The 18,627-nt window shown below is 41.8% G+C and carries 14 protein-coding genes; 12 read left to right on the top strand and 2 right to left on the bottom strand.

Annotated elements, in window-relative coordinates:
* The first annotated feature begins 2 nt into the window (after positions 1-2).
* The 10 genes from gldM (at position 3) to ABZD21_RS07045 (ending at position 12,642) form a co-directional block, all read left to right on the top strand.
* Positions 3-1,616: a gliding motility protein GldM gene (gene gldM, locus ABZD21_RS07090; protein WP_372773941.1), complete on the top strand. Its 1,614-nt coding sequence runs from the start codon at positions 3-5 to the stop codon at positions 1,614-1,616.
* A gap of 136 nt (positions 1,617-1,752) precedes the next feature.
* Positions 1,753-2,607: a gliding motility protein GldN gene (gene gldN / locus ABZD21_RS07085; RefSeq protein WP_372773940.1), complete on the top strand. Its 855-nt coding sequence runs from the start codon at positions 1,753-1,755 to the stop codon at positions 2,605-2,607.
* Between the two features lie 115 nt (positions 2,608-2,722).
* Positions 2,723-4,072, top strand: coding sequence for an SUMF1/EgtB/PvdO family nonheme iron enzyme (locus ABZD21_RS07080; RefSeq protein WP_372773939.1), 1,350 nt, complete (start codon positions 2,723-2,725; stop codon positions 4,070-4,072).
* 301 nt (positions 4,073-4,373) lie between these two features.
* Positions 4,374-5,933: a lipopolysaccharide biosynthesis protein gene (locus ABZD21_RS07075; protein WP_372773937.1), complete on the top strand. Its 1,560-nt coding sequence runs from the start codon at positions 4,374-4,376 to the stop codon at positions 5,931-5,933.
* Positions 5,926-6,792, top strand: coding sequence for a hypothetical protein (locus tag ABZD21_RS07070; RefSeq protein ID WP_372773935.1), 867 nt, complete (start codon positions 5,926-5,928; stop codon positions 6,790-6,792). The genes ABZD21_RS07075 and ABZD21_RS07070 overlap by 8 nt, the downstream gene beginning before the upstream one ends.
* A complete protein-coding gene (locus ABZD21_RS07065) occupies positions 6,792-7,658 on the top strand; it encodes a hypothetical protein (RefSeq protein WP_372773933.1) in 867 nt (288 codons plus the stop codon). Before ABZD21_RS07070 ends, ABZD21_RS07065 begins: the two co-directional genes overlap by 1 nt.
* Before the next feature lie 146 nt (positions 7,659-7,804).
* Positions 7,805-8,770, top strand: a complete 966-nt coding sequence (locus ABZD21_RS07060; RefSeq protein ID WP_372773931.1) for a hypothetical protein — start codon at positions 7,805-7,807, stop codon at positions 8,768-8,770.
* Between the two features lie 231 nt (positions 8,771-9,001).
* On the top strand, positions 9,002-10,201 hold the full coding sequence (locus ABZD21_RS07055; protein ID WP_372773930.1) for a glycosyltransferase family 4 protein: 1,200 nt from the start codon (positions 9,002-9,004) through the stop codon (positions 10,199-10,201).
* A 50-nt stretch (positions 10,202-10,251) separates the two neighbouring features.
* Positions 10,252-11,592 (top strand): hypothetical protein, encoded by a 1,341-nt coding sequence (locus tag ABZD21_RS07050; RefSeq protein WP_372773929.1) that lies wholly within the window; start codon positions 10,252-10,254, stop codon positions 11,590-11,592.
* 180 nt (positions 11,593-11,772) lie between these two features.
* Positions 11,773-12,642, top strand: a complete 870-nt coding sequence (locus ABZD21_RS07045) for a glycosyltransferase family 2 protein (protein ID WP_372773928.1) — start codon at positions 11,773-11,775, stop codon at positions 12,640-12,642.
* Positions 12,643-12,774: 132 nt separating this feature from the next.
* Here the strand turns inward: ABZD21_RS07045 and ABZD21_RS07040 are convergent, their stop codons facing one another.
* Positions 12,775-15,345: a right-handed parallel beta-helix repeat-containing protein gene (locus tag ABZD21_RS07040; protein ID WP_372773926.1), complete on the bottom strand. Its 2,571-nt coding sequence runs from the start codon at positions 15,343-15,345 to the stop codon at positions 12,775-12,777.
* Positions 15,346-16,001: 656 nt separating this feature from the next.
* Positions 16,002-16,196, bottom strand: coding sequence for a hypothetical protein (locus ABZD21_RS07035; protein WP_372773924.1), 195 nt, complete (start codon positions 16,194-16,196; stop codon positions 16,002-16,004).
* A gap of 557 nt (positions 16,197-16,753) precedes the next feature.
* Between ABZD21_RS07035 and ABZD21_RS07030 the strand changes: the two genes are divergently transcribed.
* Complete coding sequence (locus ABZD21_RS07030; protein ID WP_372773922.1) at positions 16,754-17,488, top strand: UpxY family transcription antiterminator; 735 nt, start codon at positions 16,754-16,756, stop codon at positions 17,486-17,488.
* 60 nt (positions 17,489-17,548) lie between these two features.
* Positions 17,549-18,148 (top strand): hypothetical protein, encoded by a 600-nt coding sequence (locus ABZD21_RS07025; RefSeq protein WP_372773920.1) that lies wholly within the window; start codon positions 17,549-17,551, stop codon positions 18,146-18,148.
* Positions 18,149-18,627 lie beyond the last annotated feature (479 nt).

The raw sequence follows: 18,627 nt of genomic DNA, 5'->3' as shown, positions 1-18,627 counted from the left end.
ATATGGGAACAAAGAATTGCCCGGAAACGGCGAGGCAAAAAATGATCAACATGATGTATCTGGTTCTGCTGGCGATGATGGCTATGAATGTCGCCGCCGAAGTTCTTGATGCTTTCCGTGTTGTTGACTCGAGCCTTGTTCAAACCTACGGTACGCTCCAAAAAAAGAGTAACCAGCAATACAGTGCATTTGAGGCTGCCTACCAAATGAATCAGGACAAAGTTGGCCCCTGGTTGCAACTTGCCGACGAAGTCAGAAGTAAAACAGATTCTGTTCAAAAGCTGATCTTTGATATCAAAGAAGACTTGGTACTTCGGGGTGGCGGCTCAAAAATCAGCGATATGAACGGCTACGAATACGATCCGACCAGATCGTACATGCAAAACTACCAGGGAGACTCTCTTCTCATTAAAAAAGACGATGAGTTGAATGTGCCCTCAGAACTGATGATTCGCTTAAAAAGAGGGGAAGAATTGCGCAGTGCAATGGCAAACTTACGAAACGAGCTGATAGAGTTGGTTGGCGAAGATGCTCCAATCCGCGAATCAATTAATCAGGAACTGGCGACCCCCGACCCTAAACGTAACATGGGAGAAGGTGGTGAAAACAAAAGCTGGGAAGAGCAAAACTTCGAGCACAAACCAATGATTGCGGTCATCACGCTACTCAGCAAAATTCAAATTGACATTAAAAATACCGAAGCTAACCTGCTGAATTACCTGTACAGTCAGATCGATGCCAGCTCATTTAAATTCAACAGATTATCGCCTGTTGTTATCTCAAAATCGTCCTATGTATTAGAAGGTGATGTCTATCGGGCGCAGGTATTTCTGGCTGCCGAAGATACAACTCAACAACCTGAAGTGATTGTTGGGTCACAAACACTGCGTTTGGAAGGCGGTAAAGGGATTTACGAAGTGCCGGCTACAAAAGAAGGCACTTATACCTGGAAAGGTGTTATTAATTTCATCAATCCCGATGGTGGTGTAAATAAATATCCCTTCGAACAAGAATACCAGGTTGGCAAGCCAAGCGTGACAATTTCACCAACTAAAATGAACGTTTTCTACTTAAACATCCCAAATCCGATCAGCGTATCCGTACCGGGAGTTCCTGCCGAAAACTTAAAAGTGACCATGACCAACGGTACCGTTGAACAACGAGCCGATGGCAGGTATGTATTTCCGGCCAAGGAAGATATCAACGGAAAAAACACACAGGTTATCGTTGATGCAGTTCTTGATGGTAAAACCCGCAGAATGGGCACAATGACGTTCCGAGTGAAACGAGTCCCCGACCCCGTTGCGCAAATTGCTGAGAAAAACGGAGGAGTACTGCGGAAAGAAGACTTAATGGCCGAACAAGGTATCTTTGCTGCATTGGTCGACTTCGATTTCGACTTGAAATTTAAAGTTACCCAATTCGACGTTACCGTAACCGGAGCCGGTGGTTTTAACAATACCTGGTCGTCAAAATCAAATATGTTCTCTGCAGAAATGAAGAAACAATTCGCAAACCTTCAAGCCGGAAGTATTATCTATTTCGATAATATTATGGCTCATGGTGACGACAAAACAGATCGGGCATTATCACCGATTAGTTTTAAAATTCGATAAGAAAATATCCCTGCCGAAAGCGGCTATCATAGCTGATGCGGCAGGGTACAACAAATTAAAAAAATGAAAAACTTCACGGGCTAAAGCCATTGAAGTTCCCCCGTTGTACGGGAAATGAAATTATAAATTGAAAGAAATGAAAAAGCTAACAGTAGCAATCGGATTGATAATTTGTGCGTTATGCTTCTCTGGCACAGCTTCGCAGGCACAAATTGTAGACGGGGCATTTCAACGGGTCGATATCAGCAAAAAGAAACCCATGCAGTTTCCGTATGTTCGCGAAGCTGATGTCATGTGGTCGAAAAAGATATGGCGCATCATTGATTTGCGTGAGAAGATGAACCAAACTCTTTACTTCCCTACCGTAGAAACAAACGGACGGAACAGCTTAACCAATCTTATGCTAAAAGCGATTGAAGACGGTCTGCTGACTGCCTATGATGCCCGTACAGATGATGAATTCAAAATACCTCTCACATTTGAGCAGGTGAAAGAAGCTTTTGGGGCTACAACTCGCACACGCCGCGTTCGAAATCTTGAAACCGGAGAATTTGAGGATCGGGTGATTGCCGGAGAAGTTCGTGGCGAAGAAGTGAAGCAGATCATGGTAAAAGAAGAGTGGTTCTTCGACAAACAGACTTCAACTATGAATGTCCGAATTATTGGAATCTGCCCGATTCAGGAATATTATCGTGACGAGGATATCAACCGCGAAAATGTACAACGTCGGCAGGTGTTTTGGATCTACTATCCCGAAGCCCGTGAGTTGTTGGCTTCAAGCGCTGTTCTGAACACCCGCAGCACGACACATACAATGTCTTTCGACGACCTATTTATCAAACGCCGCTTCAACAGTTATGTCGTCAAGGAAAGTAACGTATATAACGACCGGGCAATCAGCCAATACCTTTCCGGAAGAGAAGCAATGCTTGAATCGAAAAAGGTAGAGCAAGAAATCTTCAACTACGAACAAGATCTTTGGGAATATTAATCCTATTCCCAATCAACAAAAGCCTTATGAGAAAATTCCTCAGAAGGCTTTTGTGCGAAAATAAACAATAACATCCTGACAGCACCGTCTTCAAACTGCATGTGCAGGTTACACCATGAAAGTACATCGTTACATTTCCATATTTTGCATTCTCGCAATAGTTAGTGCCTGCGACAAAAACGAACTGGCTCAATACGCATCCACCGATCAGGTTAAGCCGTATTTCGAGCCTGCTCCGTTTGGTATGTCGTATATTGATCGTGGATCAGTAGTCATTGGTCCCGACGATGAAATTCAACAGGAAGCGACTCCCGCCAAACGCGTTTCGGTAGATGCTTTCTGGATGGATGAAACTGAGATTACCAATAACGAGTATCGCCAGTTTGTCTATTGGGTTCGCGATTCAATTGCGCGCAACCTGCTGGCCGAACAATTTCCGGAATTCATGCGGACTGAAAACGAATATGGTGAACCGCTGCGACACCCTCGATTAAACTGGGAAGATCCGATTGAATGGGATAATCCGGATTTTAAGGAAGCTCTGCAGGTGCTATATCTTGATGCTGACAACAGAGTTTTCTATGAACGGGCAATCGACAGCCGGAAACTAATCTTCAACTACGAATGGGTCGATTACAAACAGGCAGCAAAAAGTCAGAATAAATACAATTTCGAGACTCAATCCTATGAGGGAACAGTAACCGATATTGACGGCAACGTCAGCCCAATTCAAAACCGAAAGTCATTTGTTTTTCGAGAGTCCACGCCTGTTTACCCCGACACCTTATGCTGGGTGCGCGATTTTACATACTCGTATAACGACCCGATGACTCAAAAATATTTTTGGCACGTTGGATTCGATGACTATCCGCTTGTTGGAGTAACCTGGAAACAAGCCGAGGCATTCTGCAATTGGAGAACCAAACTTTACAACGATTACCAACGCCAAATGAATAGCGTAGATGTTTTCGACTACCGACTACCGACAGAAGTTGAATGGGAGTACGCAGCCCGTGGTGGTGAAGAGAGAACCCTTTACCCTTGGGGGGGCTACTACATCCGGAACCAAATGGGTTGTTTCGTCGCGAACTTTAAACCCAGAAGGGGAAATTATGTAGCGGATAGTAACCAGTCAGCGACCACAATGCCTGTTGGCAGCTACTCGCCAAATAACAAACGCCTTTTTGATATGGCTGGCAACGTCGCCGAATGGACCAGTACGGCCTTTCACGAATCGAGCTACGAATTTATGGGCGATTTTAACCCCAATGTCCAATACAACGCTCGCCCTGATGATTCACCAATCATGAAACGAAAAGTGATCCGCGGCGGATCGTGGAAAGATATTGGCTATTTCCTGCGCAATGGTACCCGTAGTTACGAGTACCAAGACTCAGCAAAGTCATATATCGGGTTCCGCTGTGTAAAAACTTCCTTTATGGATGAATTTAAACAACAAAAATAACATTGCACCTTTTTATCTGTTTTTCAGTAAAATACCAAATAAATTCACCACTCGGTTACCGCTTTTTTCGCAAAAAATGCGTTATTTTTCATTTTAATTATCGCTTTTCCAGTTCGATTACCGTATATTTACAAATATCAAACGTGCGGTTAAAACCATTTCTAGCTGAAATATTCCCCATCAAAGCTTCGGTCATCATGTAACCGAATCGGCGAAGCCGTAAAGACCCAACAAATTATTTCTCTAAAGTTTTCGCCTCCGATTAACAGAGGTCGATAAAGATATTCCACCATTCTAATTTATGAGCGTTGCTAATCGTGTCATCAAGAACACTGGTTTTCTCTATGCCAAAATGGGGATCACCATGTTTATATCGCTGTATACAACTCGTTTAGTCTTAAACGCACTTGGAGCCTCAGATTTTGGAATTTTCAACGTAGTGGGAGGAGCTATTGCGATGCTAGGCTTCCTACATGCCGCCATGTCGAGCGCTACACAGCGCTTTATGTCTTTTTACGAAGGGAATGGAGACATACTAAAGCAAAAACAAATCTTTAATGTAAGTATGGCGTTACACTTTTTAATCGCCTTGATAATAGGGGCGATTTTGGTTACAGCAGGATACGTTTTCTTTAACGGTGTGCTCAACATCCCTAACGAACGTATATACGCAGCAAAAGTTATATACGCCTCCTTAATCATCAGCACACTTTTCACTGTCATAAGTGTGCCTTACGAGGCTGTTCTGAACGCACACGAGAACATGCTATACTATTCAATAGTTGGCGTAATTCAATCGCTATTAAACTTAGGAGTGGCTCTAATCATAGTACAGTATGCAGGCGACAAACTCGTGTTGTATGGTATGCTCATGGCTGGAATTCCGCTAATTGTCCTTACCGCAATGCGTGTCTACTGCCACCGGAAATATAGCGAATGCGTCATCGATCCGAAAACCTATTGGCAGAATGGGTTGATGAAAGAGATGACTTCATTCGCAAGTTGGAATTTACTCGGAGCTGCAAGTAATATGCTTTTAAACTATGGGCAAGGAATTATAATTAATAACTTTTTTGGAGTAATTGCGAATACGGCTCAGGGTATTGCTAATCAAATCACAGGCCAACTAAACGCTCTTACCACCACAATGATGAAAGCAATAAATCCTGTTATTGCAAAAAATGAGGGAGCTGGGAATAGAGATGGAATGGTTAGAGCTACGATATTAGGAAGTAAGATCTCATTACTGCTGATGCTTTTTATATTTGTACCGATATGGATTGAGATGCCATTCATTTTAAAACTGTGGTTAAAAGATGTTCCATTATTTGCAACTCTATTCTGCCGCTTATTGATGATAAATACAATCATTGGATATTCTGTTTTGCCTGTTTCGTCTTCTCTTTCTGCCCATGGCGACATTAAGAAATACAAAATTGTTACATCGATACTAAACTTTGTTCCATTACTAGCTATCTATATTCTATTTACATCGGGTTATCCAGTGTATTTCTCATACATCGTATTAGGTATCCATACAGTAGCAACTTCTATTGTCACACTAGTCTTTGCAAAGAAGAATTACAACTTTCCGGTACTTATTTTTCTTAGAAAAATAGTCTACCGACCTCTATTCGTGTTATTCATGATGCTTCTGTTTTCATATATACCTGAATTTTTCATACGTAATAGTACAGCAAGATTAATCTGTGTCTTTATGTCTTCTACCGTTACTTTTGCAGTATGCTTATGGACGGTCGGATTTGATAAAGAAGAAAAAACAATGGCGATCCATCTTTTTAAATCTATTACATCAAAGCTCCGACTTTTCAATCCTTGTAAAAAGAAAGTGTATGTATAGAAAGCTCCTCTGTGCGTTCGCTGATGGTCGAATGGCCTTCCCAGTGGAAAGATTCAAGCGCCAAGCTTTAGACATGAAGTTTTATGACCAAATTCATATCTACAATGAAACGTTGTTGGACCAAGAATTCATTGATGAATTCAGCCAACAATTACCTCTAAGAGGATATGGCTATTGGTCTTGGAAACCCCAAATACTAATTCAGTCATTTTCCAAAATGGAATACGGAGATATCATCCAATACTCCGACATTGGATGCCATTTAAATGCTGAAGGCAGAGAACGATTAAGCCAATATTTTGATCTGGCAAATAATGACACTTCAGATTTCTTAGCTTTTAAAATGCTTGGATTCCCAGAAAAGAGATGGACAAAAGGCGACACTTTTGATTATTTCAATTTCCGGAACAAACCCAATATTACAAATACCCCTCAATTTTGGGCAGGATCATTTATTGTAAAAAAAACAAACACTTCCGAGAAAATACTTTTCGAATGGCTCAATGCCATAAGGAACAATTTCAACCTCATTGATGATTCGCCATCGAAGTCTTCAAATTTTCCTGAATTTATTGAGCATCGCCATGACCAGAGTTTATTTTCCCTACTTGCTAAAAAATACAATTTTTCAGCCCTAGAACATGGCCAAGAAAATACAAAATACTATTTCCGTTATCCAATTTTGGCTCTCCGTGATAAAGGTGATGGAGTTGCTTGGTGTAAAGTATTATCCGCTCCACCGCTATTAAGGGGCTTTATTCATGAAAATAAGCTTACACGGAAAATTAGGGTATTTATTGAAGTCTTGATCGGCCAGCAAGCACTAATCAGGTTCAAAAAATTATTATCAAAACGCTAATGAGTTACACAGTTTTAATCAATACATGCGATAAGTTTGAAGACTGTTGGAATCCTTTCTTCAAGTTATGGTCTATCTATTGGCCAGATTGTAACGGAAAACTTTATCTTAACACAGAGTACAAAAACTACTCCTTTACAGGATTAAATATTCGCACTGTAAAAGGTTGTCATAAAAACAACATCCCCAAAACAAAAAGAGCAACATGGAGCCAATGTTTAAAATGGGCTCTAGAGTCAATAGAAGATGACATCGTCCTATATATGCAGGAAGATTACTTTCTGAAAGATAAGGTTAAAAACAGCTTGGTTGACTACTATGTTAACCTCATGCATGAAAACACAAAAATCAAATGCATCCATCTCACCGATCAGTCAGTTAGTAGTGATGGAAAATCGGAATTCAAAAACTTAAATAAAGTAAAACTTCATCAACGCTATCGAGTGTCATGCCAAGCTGCCCTTTGGCGAAAAACAGAGTTAGTAGCCTTACTACGCGACTATGAAAATGCGTGGGAATTTGAAGAATTTGGATCAGCTAGGTCAGCCATAATGAAAAAAAACTATTACGCTGTTAGCCGAGAATTTGTGAAAATTGACCAATTTGAAATCATACCTTATATATTTACTGGTATTGTTCAAGGGAGATGGTACGACCCAATTGTTGAACTATTCGACCGACATTCGATAGAAATAGACTATGGCATACGAGGGTTTGTTTCAGACGCTCCCCAAAAACCATTTAAGAACCGAGTGAAATATAGGCTTAATAAAATTCCTAAGATAATTCGGCACCAACTAGACCTAATAAAAGTTAAAGCGGACACACAACTTCTCAATGCCCCAACAAATCGTGAAAATCTATAAAGCCAAATTTAACTAAACAGACTCTATCTGTTCAAGTCTCAATCAAACTACCTGTAGCCACATGCCAGCGCTAAACGTATCAATATACTACTCAATACTCTTTCACTTATTTTTTTTTCTTTCCAATCCATTATAATATTTTCAGTATGAATGAGACAACGATTTTTATACTCAAGGCTCTTAGAAAAGTCAATATTACTGTATTTGGCCGTAAGCAAAAAGAGAAACCTAAGTGTGAAACGAATCCGAACGCCATAGCAAACATTATCTACAATGCTTTTATGCAAGACAAGCCTTGTATGATTGCCAGATATGGATCTACTGAACTAAGTGCTGTTTTAAACTATCTTGGAGTAAAACAAAAAAACAAAGATATACTCAAGTTTATCCGAGGAGAAACTCCAGAATGGTGGTGGAACAAAAACATTTTAAACCAAATGCAGCAATGGAGCGGCTTCTTTCCCCCGACTGAAAAACTACTCGAACAGTTCGGAGAACTAATGATAGAGGACAGTAAATTTGTTGATATCTTAGGCAGCTGGCAATCAGATGAGAGATTAATAACGACCTTGCCTAAAAATCATATCAAGGTCCAACGAGAGCCAATGAATCCTTTTTTCGCAGATCGACCATGGACACATGCATTAGAAAGCAAAAATGTCCTTGTCGTTCATCCGTTTGCGGAATCCATAAAACAACAATATAAGATTAAAGACAAAATTTTTCCAAATGGTATTCTACCAAATTTCAATCTAATTGTTATTCCCGCAGTACAAAGTATTGGCGGAAAATGTGGACATTTTAATGATTGGTTTGAAGCCCTTGATTTCATGAAAAATGCGATCGATAGTGTCGACTACGATATCTGTTTATTAGGATGCGGTGCATATGGGTTCCCGTTGGCCGCACACGTGAAAAGAAATGGCAAAAAAGCTTTCCATTTGGGAGGGAGCCTTCAACTTTTATTTGGTATAAAAGGAGCCAGATGGGAAGACCCTAATTACAATTCGACCTACAATTATGCGAGACTCATGAACGAACATTGGATTAAACCGAATGAAAAAGAAAAACCTTCTACTGCAGAGCAAGTAGAAGGAGCTTGCTATTGGTGACGTGCATGGTATAAAATAGCTCTCTATCAAATTTAGCATACTTGCAAGCACAAAACAAACTACTCGCCTGCAGGCGAGTACAAATAGAGTAAAAGTAGAACCAATTGGGGGTTTGTCGTATCCAAACACTTTAGTCGAAAAGCTGAATCTCGAATTCAGTTAAATCAATGCAATAGTCTCATCGGTTTATTATTCAACCGAAACAATCATACCCATAAAGACACTCAATACATGAACATAGGAATTGCAGCACCTTCGGATATTCGAACATTTCTACCATTTTTCTCCAACGAGATAGATAAAAGAATTATTTCCGAGAATAATTTCGAGAATTCGGCACCAGCAGTTAACACCTTAATTATATCGTTTCTTAAATCAGGTCATTTTGTGAGGTTATTTACATTAAGCACTTCTGAAAACTTTGTCCTGAAAGAAAAAAACATTGAAATATTTGGAGTAAAAAATTACGATACATACCCTGGGAAATACATCTGGGGACATTACTCAAATGCAACTAGGCTAAAACCAGTTTTAGCAAATAATTTAAGCGGACTGGACGTACTTCACGCACAATGGACATATTGTTACGCTTATGCCGCTTCCGGCTTTACTGATAAAATACCTGTATTCTGCACTGTAAGAGACTGGACTTCTATCATTTGGAAAATGGAGTCTTTAAAAAACAAGATTACATGGAGCGTTAACTACATCATGAATAAACAGGTGTTTAGCAATCGTAAAATTAATTTTATCGCGAATTCACAATATACTGCATCGTTGATTAAAAAGAAATATAAGAGGGAAGTGCCAGTTATTCCTAACTCAATTAAAGACGATTTCATGAGAATGGGCTCACCTGAATACCCTGAAAATTTGGAAATCCTATGCATATCATCGTCCAATGACAAACGGAAAAACATTAAAACACTGTTGTACGCTTTTCAAAAAATTGCACATAAATATCCGAAAGCGCATTTAAATCTAATAGGCCCTCCGTTTTATGATTCATCTCGCGATTTGAAACCATGGAAACAAGAAAACCTTTTAAAAAATGTAAGCTTACATGGGAAAGTCAACCATAAAGATTTAATTGACTTTATCGATCGGGCTAGGCTATTTGTTACTCCTTCATTGGAGGAAACCTTCGGAAATACGCTCTTGGAAAGTTTATCGAGAAAAGTTCCTGTTATTGCGGGTAAAAACTCAGGAGCGATCCCCTACGTTCTGGATAATGGACGATTGGGATTACTGTGCGATGTCTCGAAATGGGAAGAAATCTATCAAGCAATAGAGTTCCTCTACTTAAATCCGAAAGAAGCACAGTCTCTTGCTGAAAAAGGGTTTGAATTGATTTTTCAAAAATACTCCGAGGTAACGATCTGCAACCAACACATTGACCTGTATTCAAATATAGACTCCCATAAGAAATAGCAGCCAACTCATCTCATGAATCGCCTTCTTCATACTCAAACCCGTAACACGTGAATTTCAATAAACACCACATTTTTCCTGCTCTTGTATTAATCCTGACCTTTATCTCGGTAAATCAATGGAACAGAATACAAGTCATGAATACTGCCTTCTATTGGCTGATAAGTCTTTTGATTTTGGTAACAGCAATCTGGTACTACCAAATTATATTTTATCCGAAAAATAGGAATAACTACATTGTAGTCAAACTCTTCTTACTAACGGCCCTGATTGGATCAATCAGAGGTGCTTTTATTGCCGAAAACTATTGGGAATTTAAACAGTTGTTTGATGGGATTTTTTCATTATCACTGCCCTTACTTGTCTATCCTTTCTACTCTCCTGTTGTAGTAGGACGGACTTTAAGGTTTTGGCTCAAATTTGCGTTAATACCGTTTGTACTAATTTTTATTTGGAGCTTAACAACCGTGGCCTACCACTTTTATTTAGGCCCTATATTCGTACTTGGAATGTTTGTACCTCTTATGAGAAAACAATGGCAGATCGTTTTTATAGCTTTAATGGCCTTAATGCTTTTTGTTGATTTAGGGGCAAGAAGTCAGGTTATAAAAACATTTGTCGTCCTCTTACTAAGCTCCGCTGTATATTTCCGAAGATCTATACCACTTAATTTATTTAAAATTGGTCACACTTTTTTATTCATATTCCCTATTGTTCTTCTTTTTCTGGGAATTTCAGGAACCTTTAACATATTTGAAGACCTATCTTCAAACCAAGGGAAATACGTAGAAAAAAGAATGGTCAATGGGAAAATGGTGGAAGAAGATATCGCCGGAGACACACGGACATTCATCTATGAAGAAGTAATTGGGTCTGCCCTGAGAAACCAATACGTGTTGTTTGGACGGAGTCCTGCCAGGGGAAATGACTCGGCATGGTTTGGTCGAGAATTCGCTGAAGATCTGGGAACAGGCAAATATGAACGTCACAAGAATGAAGTTTGCTTCCCAAACGTATTCACTTGGCTGGGAATTACAGGGATGCTTTTGTATTGCATCATTTACTTTCAATCGTCTTTCCTTGCAGTCTATCGATCCCGAAATATTTACATGAAGATCATCGGAATATTTATTGCATTCCGCTTTGCTTATGGATGGGTTGAAGACTTTAACCGGATGGATATAATGAACGTTTCACTATGGATGCTAATAGGAATTGGATACTCAGAAAAATTTCGCAACATGACTAATCTCCACTTCAAACTTTGGATATTAACCAATTTCAAATCACCTATCGTCTTGAACAGAAACACATTTCTTCTGAAAAAAGGCCATAAATCCATTCGCTCTCAGCGAAGCCTATCAAAAACAGAAATGCAACAAAGCACCTGAGCCCCGACGGGAAAATGACAACATGAACTATCTATATTCATTCAGGCGGACGACTGAACCTGAAAATTTAATGACTCCTATTTTAAAACCCTTTATCTACACAGTACTATGATCGTTTATGTTACTTCATAAACATTCGTGTTTTGATCACCTATCACCTATAATATTTGCCTCCAGAATATGAAAACAATTGCAATCCTATTAACTGTATACAACCGAAAAATTAAAACGCTCTCGTGCCTTAATTCGCTTAATAACCTGCAGCCTTCCGATGAACCGCAAGCAATAGATATTTATATGGTCGACGACAATAGTACCGATGGTACCTCGGAAGCAGTATCCGAAAGATATCCGGACACTCGGATTATCTGTGGCTCAGGCAATCTCTTTTGGAACAGAGGCATGCACACAGCATGGATGGAAGCCTCCAACGAGAAAGACTATGACTACTACCTTTGGATCAATGACGACACAGTATTTTTTAAATCGTCATTAAACGTATTGCTCTCAACATCCAGCCAATTTGATGATGAGAAGATTATCGTTGGTTCAACCTGCGCAACTTCTAATCCTGCGATAATCACCTATGGTGGACGAGATTCTCGAGGCAAGCTGATCAGTCCACAAGCCTCCCCCCTTAAATGTGATTTCTTTAACGGCAATATCGTGCTCATCCCGCGATTTGTATTCTTGAAAGTGGGCATGAATGATCCTTACTTCAGACATGCCCTGGGGGATTTCGATTATGGTCGCCGAGCTGCAAAGTTTGCTGTTCAATCAATCATTGCACCAAATATTCTTGGTGAATGTGACGAACATGAATCCCTTTCTACTTGGTGTGACCCCGACGAACCATTCTCAAAAAGATGGAAAGCTTTCCGCTCGCCATTGGGACATAATCCAGAAGAATTTTTCGTATACGAAAAACGTCACAATGGCATCATCAATGCCTGCTTCCATTATATAACCAATCACCTAAGGGTCTTTTTTCCACAAGTATGGAAACACAGAAATATGCAAACTTTAAACTGCAAAGCCCCCCTCTCCTGAGCCTTAAGTAAAATTACAATAGTCCACGACTGTCACTTGTTAACCATTCCTTTTTACGATCACTATCCGCCGCAGTGACTCGACCCTTTGATTTATGGTCCGTTGTGGCCACTATCGCCTGTCTGCGAGGGATCAATTAGCTTTTATTACAGCCCTTCCTGTAAAAGGACGCAATTTGAAACTTGAAACTAACGCCCCATCCACATCATAATAAACGCCATTTAGGGGTACAAATATCTCTGAATCCGTCTCATTGTAGTACAATTCCGGTGTTCCAATATTGGTTCGGTAATATTCTGAGTTTGAATCAAAACCATTTCTACTAGTCCATAAGGCAATATCTCTGGTTGCCCCATTATTATCACTAAAAGAAGCAACGTAGCCTTCACTGTAGAATATATTGTTGTCACAAGCTGATATTGTTGATGACAACTGAAACTCTAATAGTCGTGGGCCTCCCTCTGCTATACTTTGTTCGTATGTCTTAACAATAGTATTTCCTGTGACTTGATTTCCAGAATTACTAGATGATCTTACTAAAATTGAGCTTTGTGCATCAAAAACAAGATTATTTGTAGCTGAACAATTCGTTGTGTTATGCAGATAGATTCCACCATGTCCGCATTTGTGAATAACGTTATTAGTAGCTACAGAACCACTAACGTTGTCATCAAAATAGATGCCGTATGCAGCTGTTCCACGTCCTGCTGGCTCACCCTCCTCAGTCCCCAAAACATTTTTAATGATATTGTATCTTACAATAGAATTGTTTCCACTTGCATAGAACCCGCCACCATCATCTATAGTCAAACAAGCACCATCCAGATAGTTATACTCAACAGTACCGCTTCCCATAATACCATTCGAGCCTGAGTTCGTAATCTTATTATAAGCTATTAAAGATGTTCCGGAAGCAGCGCCTCTTACCTTGATACCAGATCCCTCTTGTTGTTTTGTAAAACACATTCCCATATAGTCTATCATCCCGCAACTAACTATTGTGTTTCTTGTTACCGTAACATAATCAGATTGATCCGTATATACTCCGTCCCTCCCGCAATAATTTATTTGACAATCTGATATTGTGGCATAGTCGGAGTTTACTCCTAGATAAATTCCGTGGTCGCAGGAATAATTTACAACACAATTGTTTATTGTAATGTTTGATCCTGTATTATCCGCTTGATAAATCCCAATTGAATTAGATTTTTGAACATTCAGGTTTTCAATCGTCACATAGGATCTGGATGATAGATCAATACACTTCCGAACAGAAACTTCGATTGAATGATTTGATGGATTCGATGAATCAGGCATCCATAGGTAGATGTAGTTGTTACTTGAATCATAACACCAACTTCCGCTGTATGTCATAAAGTCAAGATTGTTGACAAAGAAAACACCATAGTTTGCCTTATAACTATAAGAGCCCAAGTCAGCAGTTACCGTATTGCCTGACGAACTTGATACAAGTGCCGATTTAAGTGTCCAATCATTGGGTTTATGATAAACCATCGACCCAGCATAGTTAATTGATGTGGAGATGTCATTTGACGTGAAACTTTGTCTCCCATTCCCGGAAGTTACGCTATAATACCCATTTTGCGGATAGCGTGATACCAACAAAAACTCTCCGTCAACAAACAGCTGAGTTACAGCAGAACTTACCTTAGTGCGATAGATATTCCCGCTATACTTTTCCCAGCCGGTTACCTTAGCAGTTCCCGAGATCACCGGTTTTTCGCCGATACCGTATGCACCGTAAACGATTGGGTTCCCGGCACTACCACTGGTTGGGACTGTCAGCGTTTCTTCGAATGCGTCGCTTGCCTTTAGCGCCACTTTCTGTCCGGCTTTTGGGTTTAACGCGGTCACTGCTGCCAACGTCTTTTTGGGTCGGTCAGCCGATAAACCGTCGTTGCTATCGCTGCCTGTTGAAGAACTCACAAAGTACGTCCCCTCCATTCCAAAGTCGAACCCTTCGGGCACTACCTCCGGTTCGGGCTCCACATACGACTGGCTCACTACTTTCACATTGTTGCCGGCACGTTGGTTCAACACGGTGAGTTTGCTGGCATTGGCATCATCGGCCTCGTCGCCTTTCTCGTAGGCAACCGACAACAGAGCTGTTGTTCCGGAACTCAACACCGAATAGTCAGCATCTCCTCCCTGCACCACCGTTAACGAATCCCGTTCTTGTCCGGGGATCACCGAATACGAAAAAGCAGTTGTTGTACCGGATGTTTCGGCAATTCCAGATTCCTCCGCTTTGTAGTCAATTTCGGAGGTCAGCAGCTGACTGCTCAGCACCGATGGAATGGTGATGACAGCTGTCGCAACTTCCGCCACTTCGAGCACATCGAAACCGGTTCCATTGCCCACCAGGAACTGTAACTCCTCCACTTCATTTCCAAAGATTGTTCCCGCATCAAGCGCCAGATAAGCCTGTTTATTCGCGGGTTCAGGTGTTTGATCGCCAAGCCGGCAATAACCGGCAAAAACCAAGTCCGCATCAACCGCCTCCAACGACGACTGAATAAAAGCGTCTTGCTCTGCCAGACTACTCCACGACGATGTACCTACTGTGATTACGCTACTTTGAACAGTATCAGCCTCCAAAACTAACGAAGCTGTCCCCGGCTGTTCCATCTCCGGGATACCAACCGCACTGGTCGACCGACCATTAAAAATAAGATTTATCAACAAAATCAAGAACACACACACAAGCCCGATCGAGCTTTTCCTTCTCTTTAAGTTTTCGCTTACGCACATAAATTTTCCTCTTTACAATATTCAACCTTACATTTCCAAAATGGAGGCTCTCCCCGAAGCGAGCGCCCTTCCCGTCCCTTTTTCGAATAGTGCAATGCAGGATTTCCTGAATTCTCAGCGCCAAAAAATCAATGCAATTTTAGATCCTCTTAACCCGACAATCAAAACAGATTCCACTCTTATTATCGTCCTGCCAGGCTAACATGCGACAAAGGTAATATTTTTTAAATAGCTGATATCGTTTACGTTCATGCCATAGAACCGAGCCAACGTTTCTCGTTTTAGTCCGGATCTGAAATGATCGGGATCAGACAGTCAGGCAACAACCGGACAGTCCCACGTTCTATGCGGAAACCGGCCATCCCCCCTTTGTTCTATCGGACAGTTCATTCGGATCAAAAGTTAAAATCAGGCATGGTTATTTTTATTGAATCTAAATTACACCCTTGCACGATCCAGCGATAAGCCCAGGAAGCGACCAAACCTATATCCGGACACCATTCGCCAGATACCTCGTTCACTTTTTTTGAAAAAATAAATAAATTAGCAGCTGATAAAGTTCAGGCATTTCGTTCAACCAACGAATGCTAGGGCCGAATCACCAGACGACAAGCGATTTGCCCCACCCCTCGCGACTTGCTTGCGTTTTGGTTCACCCCAACAATTTCCGTTTTGGAAGCTGGCAAAATGATTGGATGTACGAACAGCAGCATGATCAGGTTGTAGCCGAAACGAGCTGTTGCTCCAAACATGAACACGAAATGAAAGAACGATTCAGCCATCGGTGAGTTGCATCTAACAATTAAAAGCAACTAACTCACGGATGAACGACGCTCTGGCAATGAATAAAAACGAATGAATGGCTCTGTGATTTAGCCCAAACGCGTTCACGTTTCCGAAAACACGAAAAAGGACATAAAAAGCGCCATTCGTGAAGTGAAATGCACCTTTTGACACTAAAAACACAAGCATTCATGCAAGTTTTCATTGTGTTAACATTCATTTTGATACTTTCACGTAGTTTTGTTGCCGTCATTCACGGTTCTTTTCAAGCAGGCAAAGGTTTGTTAGATTGTTTTCACCAGTAGTCGACGACTGTGACTGAGATGGCGTAGCCCTGCCAAACCGCTTCATTTACGATCCAAAACGCGAGGGTTGAAGTAAGAAACGGACAGGAGAAACACCAAGACACGAAGCCCTTTTTTTCGGCATTAGAGAACAGCAGGCGTAACGAACGAAAAGCTTTTCAACTGCGACCGGGGAGGCCAAAGATCTTTAACAACGAAACTAATCACCGGCCCCTTCAACAAGCAACTAACACCTGATCATTAACCGTTGGGTGACCGAACGAACACCGAAGGGACACCGAACGCACTCCGAAGGCAGTCCGAACACAGCAATGCAGGAAGTATTGCCCGAATTCCGACACGCGAAAACCAGCTTCTTACTTACTTTTTACCTACTTTTGTACTACGGACACGGGGAGGAGCCCGTCCGGCTCCAGAACAAGCCCCTGCCCGTGAAGAGCAACAAAAATAAACGAAACGTGAAAAAGAATTTGCAGTGGTTTGCGGTCTATGTCAAGGCGCGCTTCGAACGGAAGGTTCTGGCAGCCCTTGAGCAAAAAGAGATCGAATGCTATTTGCCGCTGCGAAAGGAAGTCCGCCAATGGAGCGACCGCAAGAAAGAAGTGGAAGAGCCGCTGATCCGGGGCTACCTGTTTGTTTATATCGACATCCGTTTCTACTACGATGTGCTCGTTGTGCCCGGAGTCATTAAATTTGTTTCGTTCGACCAAAAGCCGGCAGTTATTCCCGAATACCAGATCGACGATCTGAAAATTTTCCTTCGCGATGGAGGCCGGCATGTTGAAGTTACCAACGAGTATGTGCAGAAAGGGCAGCTGGTTCGCGTTTGCGAGGGGCCGTTTCTGGACGCGATTGGAGAGATTGTCGAGCTTCGCGGAAAAAAACGCATCCTCATGCGCGTTCGGGCACTGGGCTGTGTCATTCACGCGGAACTGGGCGCCAACCAAATCGAGTTGCTTCCACCCGACAGTCAGCAAAACGTTTAAATAAAGTACGAATCCATTCCCTTAAACAACACAGCGGGAATTCTCAAATTTTTTCACCCCATGATAAATTACCCACTCCCGAAGAAGAAATTCTTCACGAGCTTAAGCCTTTTTACTTTTTGCCTGTTCTCCGGCCCTCAACTGTTTGCCGAAGAAACAGCCAACAACAAGCCGACAACCGAAGTTTCCGAATCAGCAATCGTCAAATACTCGAAAACACCCGGCCACCAGCTGTGGAGCAGCGATCTCCCGGGCGCCGTTTATTTATCGGGAGGACTGGGCGAGCACTTCAACTACCCCAGCGTTCTCGGATTCAACGGAGCATTGGATTTCATGCTGAATGACCATCTATCCGCCGGAGTACAATCTGATTTTTACTATAGTGACAAGAACGACCGAACCGTGAGAACCACGTCAGTTGGTGTGCGGCTGGCCTATCATCTCACCACGCCGGGCTCGGTGCGCAGCAACAGCCACTGGGATGTTTACCTGGGTGCGTCGGGCGACCTTTACTTTGGCGCGGGTGGCAAGAAACGCGATGAACTCGATCTGCTGGCCAACGCCCATCTGGGAGCACGCTACCGAATCGCCAAACGCTGGTTTCTTTGGGGCGAATTATCGGCCCGCAACATTAAACTGGGACTCAGCCTCGAACTCTAGCCCGTGAAGGACCGGAGAAGAGGAGAGCGATAGAGAAGAAGAAGAAGCGGCAAGTCGGGAGACTTGAGTCATGAGTCATGAGTCAAGAGTAATGAGTCGTTAGACTGCCCCGCAGAGCTTCGATAGCGATAGAAACAACGGCCATACCATCGCAAAAACCTTTGGAATTTTTAAACTTAGCGCCTTAGCGTCTTCGCGTTTAACTATTTGCGTCTTTGCGTTCAAAGATTTAACCACAGAGGACACGGAGTTTCCCACAGAGTTTCACAGAGAACGCCAACACAACCCTTAGCGCCCTAGCGTCTTCGCGTTCAACTCTTTGAAACTTTGCGTCTTTGCGTTTAAATATTCTCTACATAGAGCAACAGATGGCTTCGTCGTGCCTCCTCGCAATGACGGGATGAACAGCGACACCGCAACCAACGCACCGGGAGAATCGATTTGCAATCGATTCAAAAAACACCGGAAACCAACGCACC

The sequence above is a fragment of the Mangrovibacterium sp. genome, from assembly GCF_041596335.1.
GTDB lineage: Bacteria > Bacteroidota > Bacteroidia > Bacteroidales > Prolixibacteraceae > Mangrovibacterium.
Note: the sequence above shows the minus strand (reverse complement) of the source record. Positions and strands in the feature narration are given on the sequence as shown.

What these genes read in the sequence shown, in the direction of transcription:
- gldM (WP_372773941.1), top strand. Translation starts at nt 3, where the DNA reads ATGGGAACAAAGAATTGCCCGGAAACGGCGAGGCAAAAAATGATCAAC.
- gldN (WP_372773940.1), top strand. Translation starts at nt 1,753, where the DNA reads ATGAAAAAGCTAACAGTAGCAATCGGATTGATAATTTGTGCGTTATGC.
- ABZD21_RS07080 (WP_372773939.1), top strand. Translation starts at nt 2,723, where the DNA reads ATGAAAGTACATCGTTACATTTCCATATTTTGCATTCTCGCAATAGTT.
- ABZD21_RS07075 (WP_372773937.1), top strand. Translation starts at nt 4,374, where the DNA reads ATGAGCGTTGCTAATCGTGTCATCAAGAACACTGGTTTTCTCTATGCC.
- ABZD21_RS07070 (WP_372773935.1), top strand. Translation starts at nt 5,926, where the DNA reads ATGTATAGAAAGCTCCTCTGTGCGTTCGCTGATGGTCGAATGGCCTTC.
- ABZD21_RS07065 (WP_372773933.1), top strand. Translation starts at nt 6,792, where the DNA reads ATGAGTTACACAGTTTTAATCAATACATGCGATAAGTTTGAAGACTGT.
- ABZD21_RS07060 (WP_372773931.1), top strand. Translation starts at nt 7,805, where the DNA reads ATGAATGAGACAACGATTTTTATACTCAAGGCTCTTAGAAAAGTCAAT.
- ABZD21_RS07055 (WP_372773930.1), top strand. Translation starts at nt 9,002, where the DNA reads ATGAACATAGGAATTGCAGCACCTTCGGATATTCGAACATTTCTACCA.
- ABZD21_RS07045 (WP_372773928.1), top strand. Translation starts at nt 11,773, where the DNA reads ATGAAAACAATTGCAATCCTATTAACTGTATACAACCGAAAAATTAAA.
- ABZD21_RS07035 (WP_372773924.1), bottom strand. Translation starts at nt 16,196, where the DNA reads ATGGCTGAATCGTTCTTTCATTTCGTGTTCATGTTTGGAGCAACAGCT.
- ABZD21_RS07025 (WP_372773920.1), top strand. Translation starts at nt 17,549, where the DNA reads ATGATAAATTACCCACTCCCGAAGAAGAAATTCTTCACGAGCTTAAGC.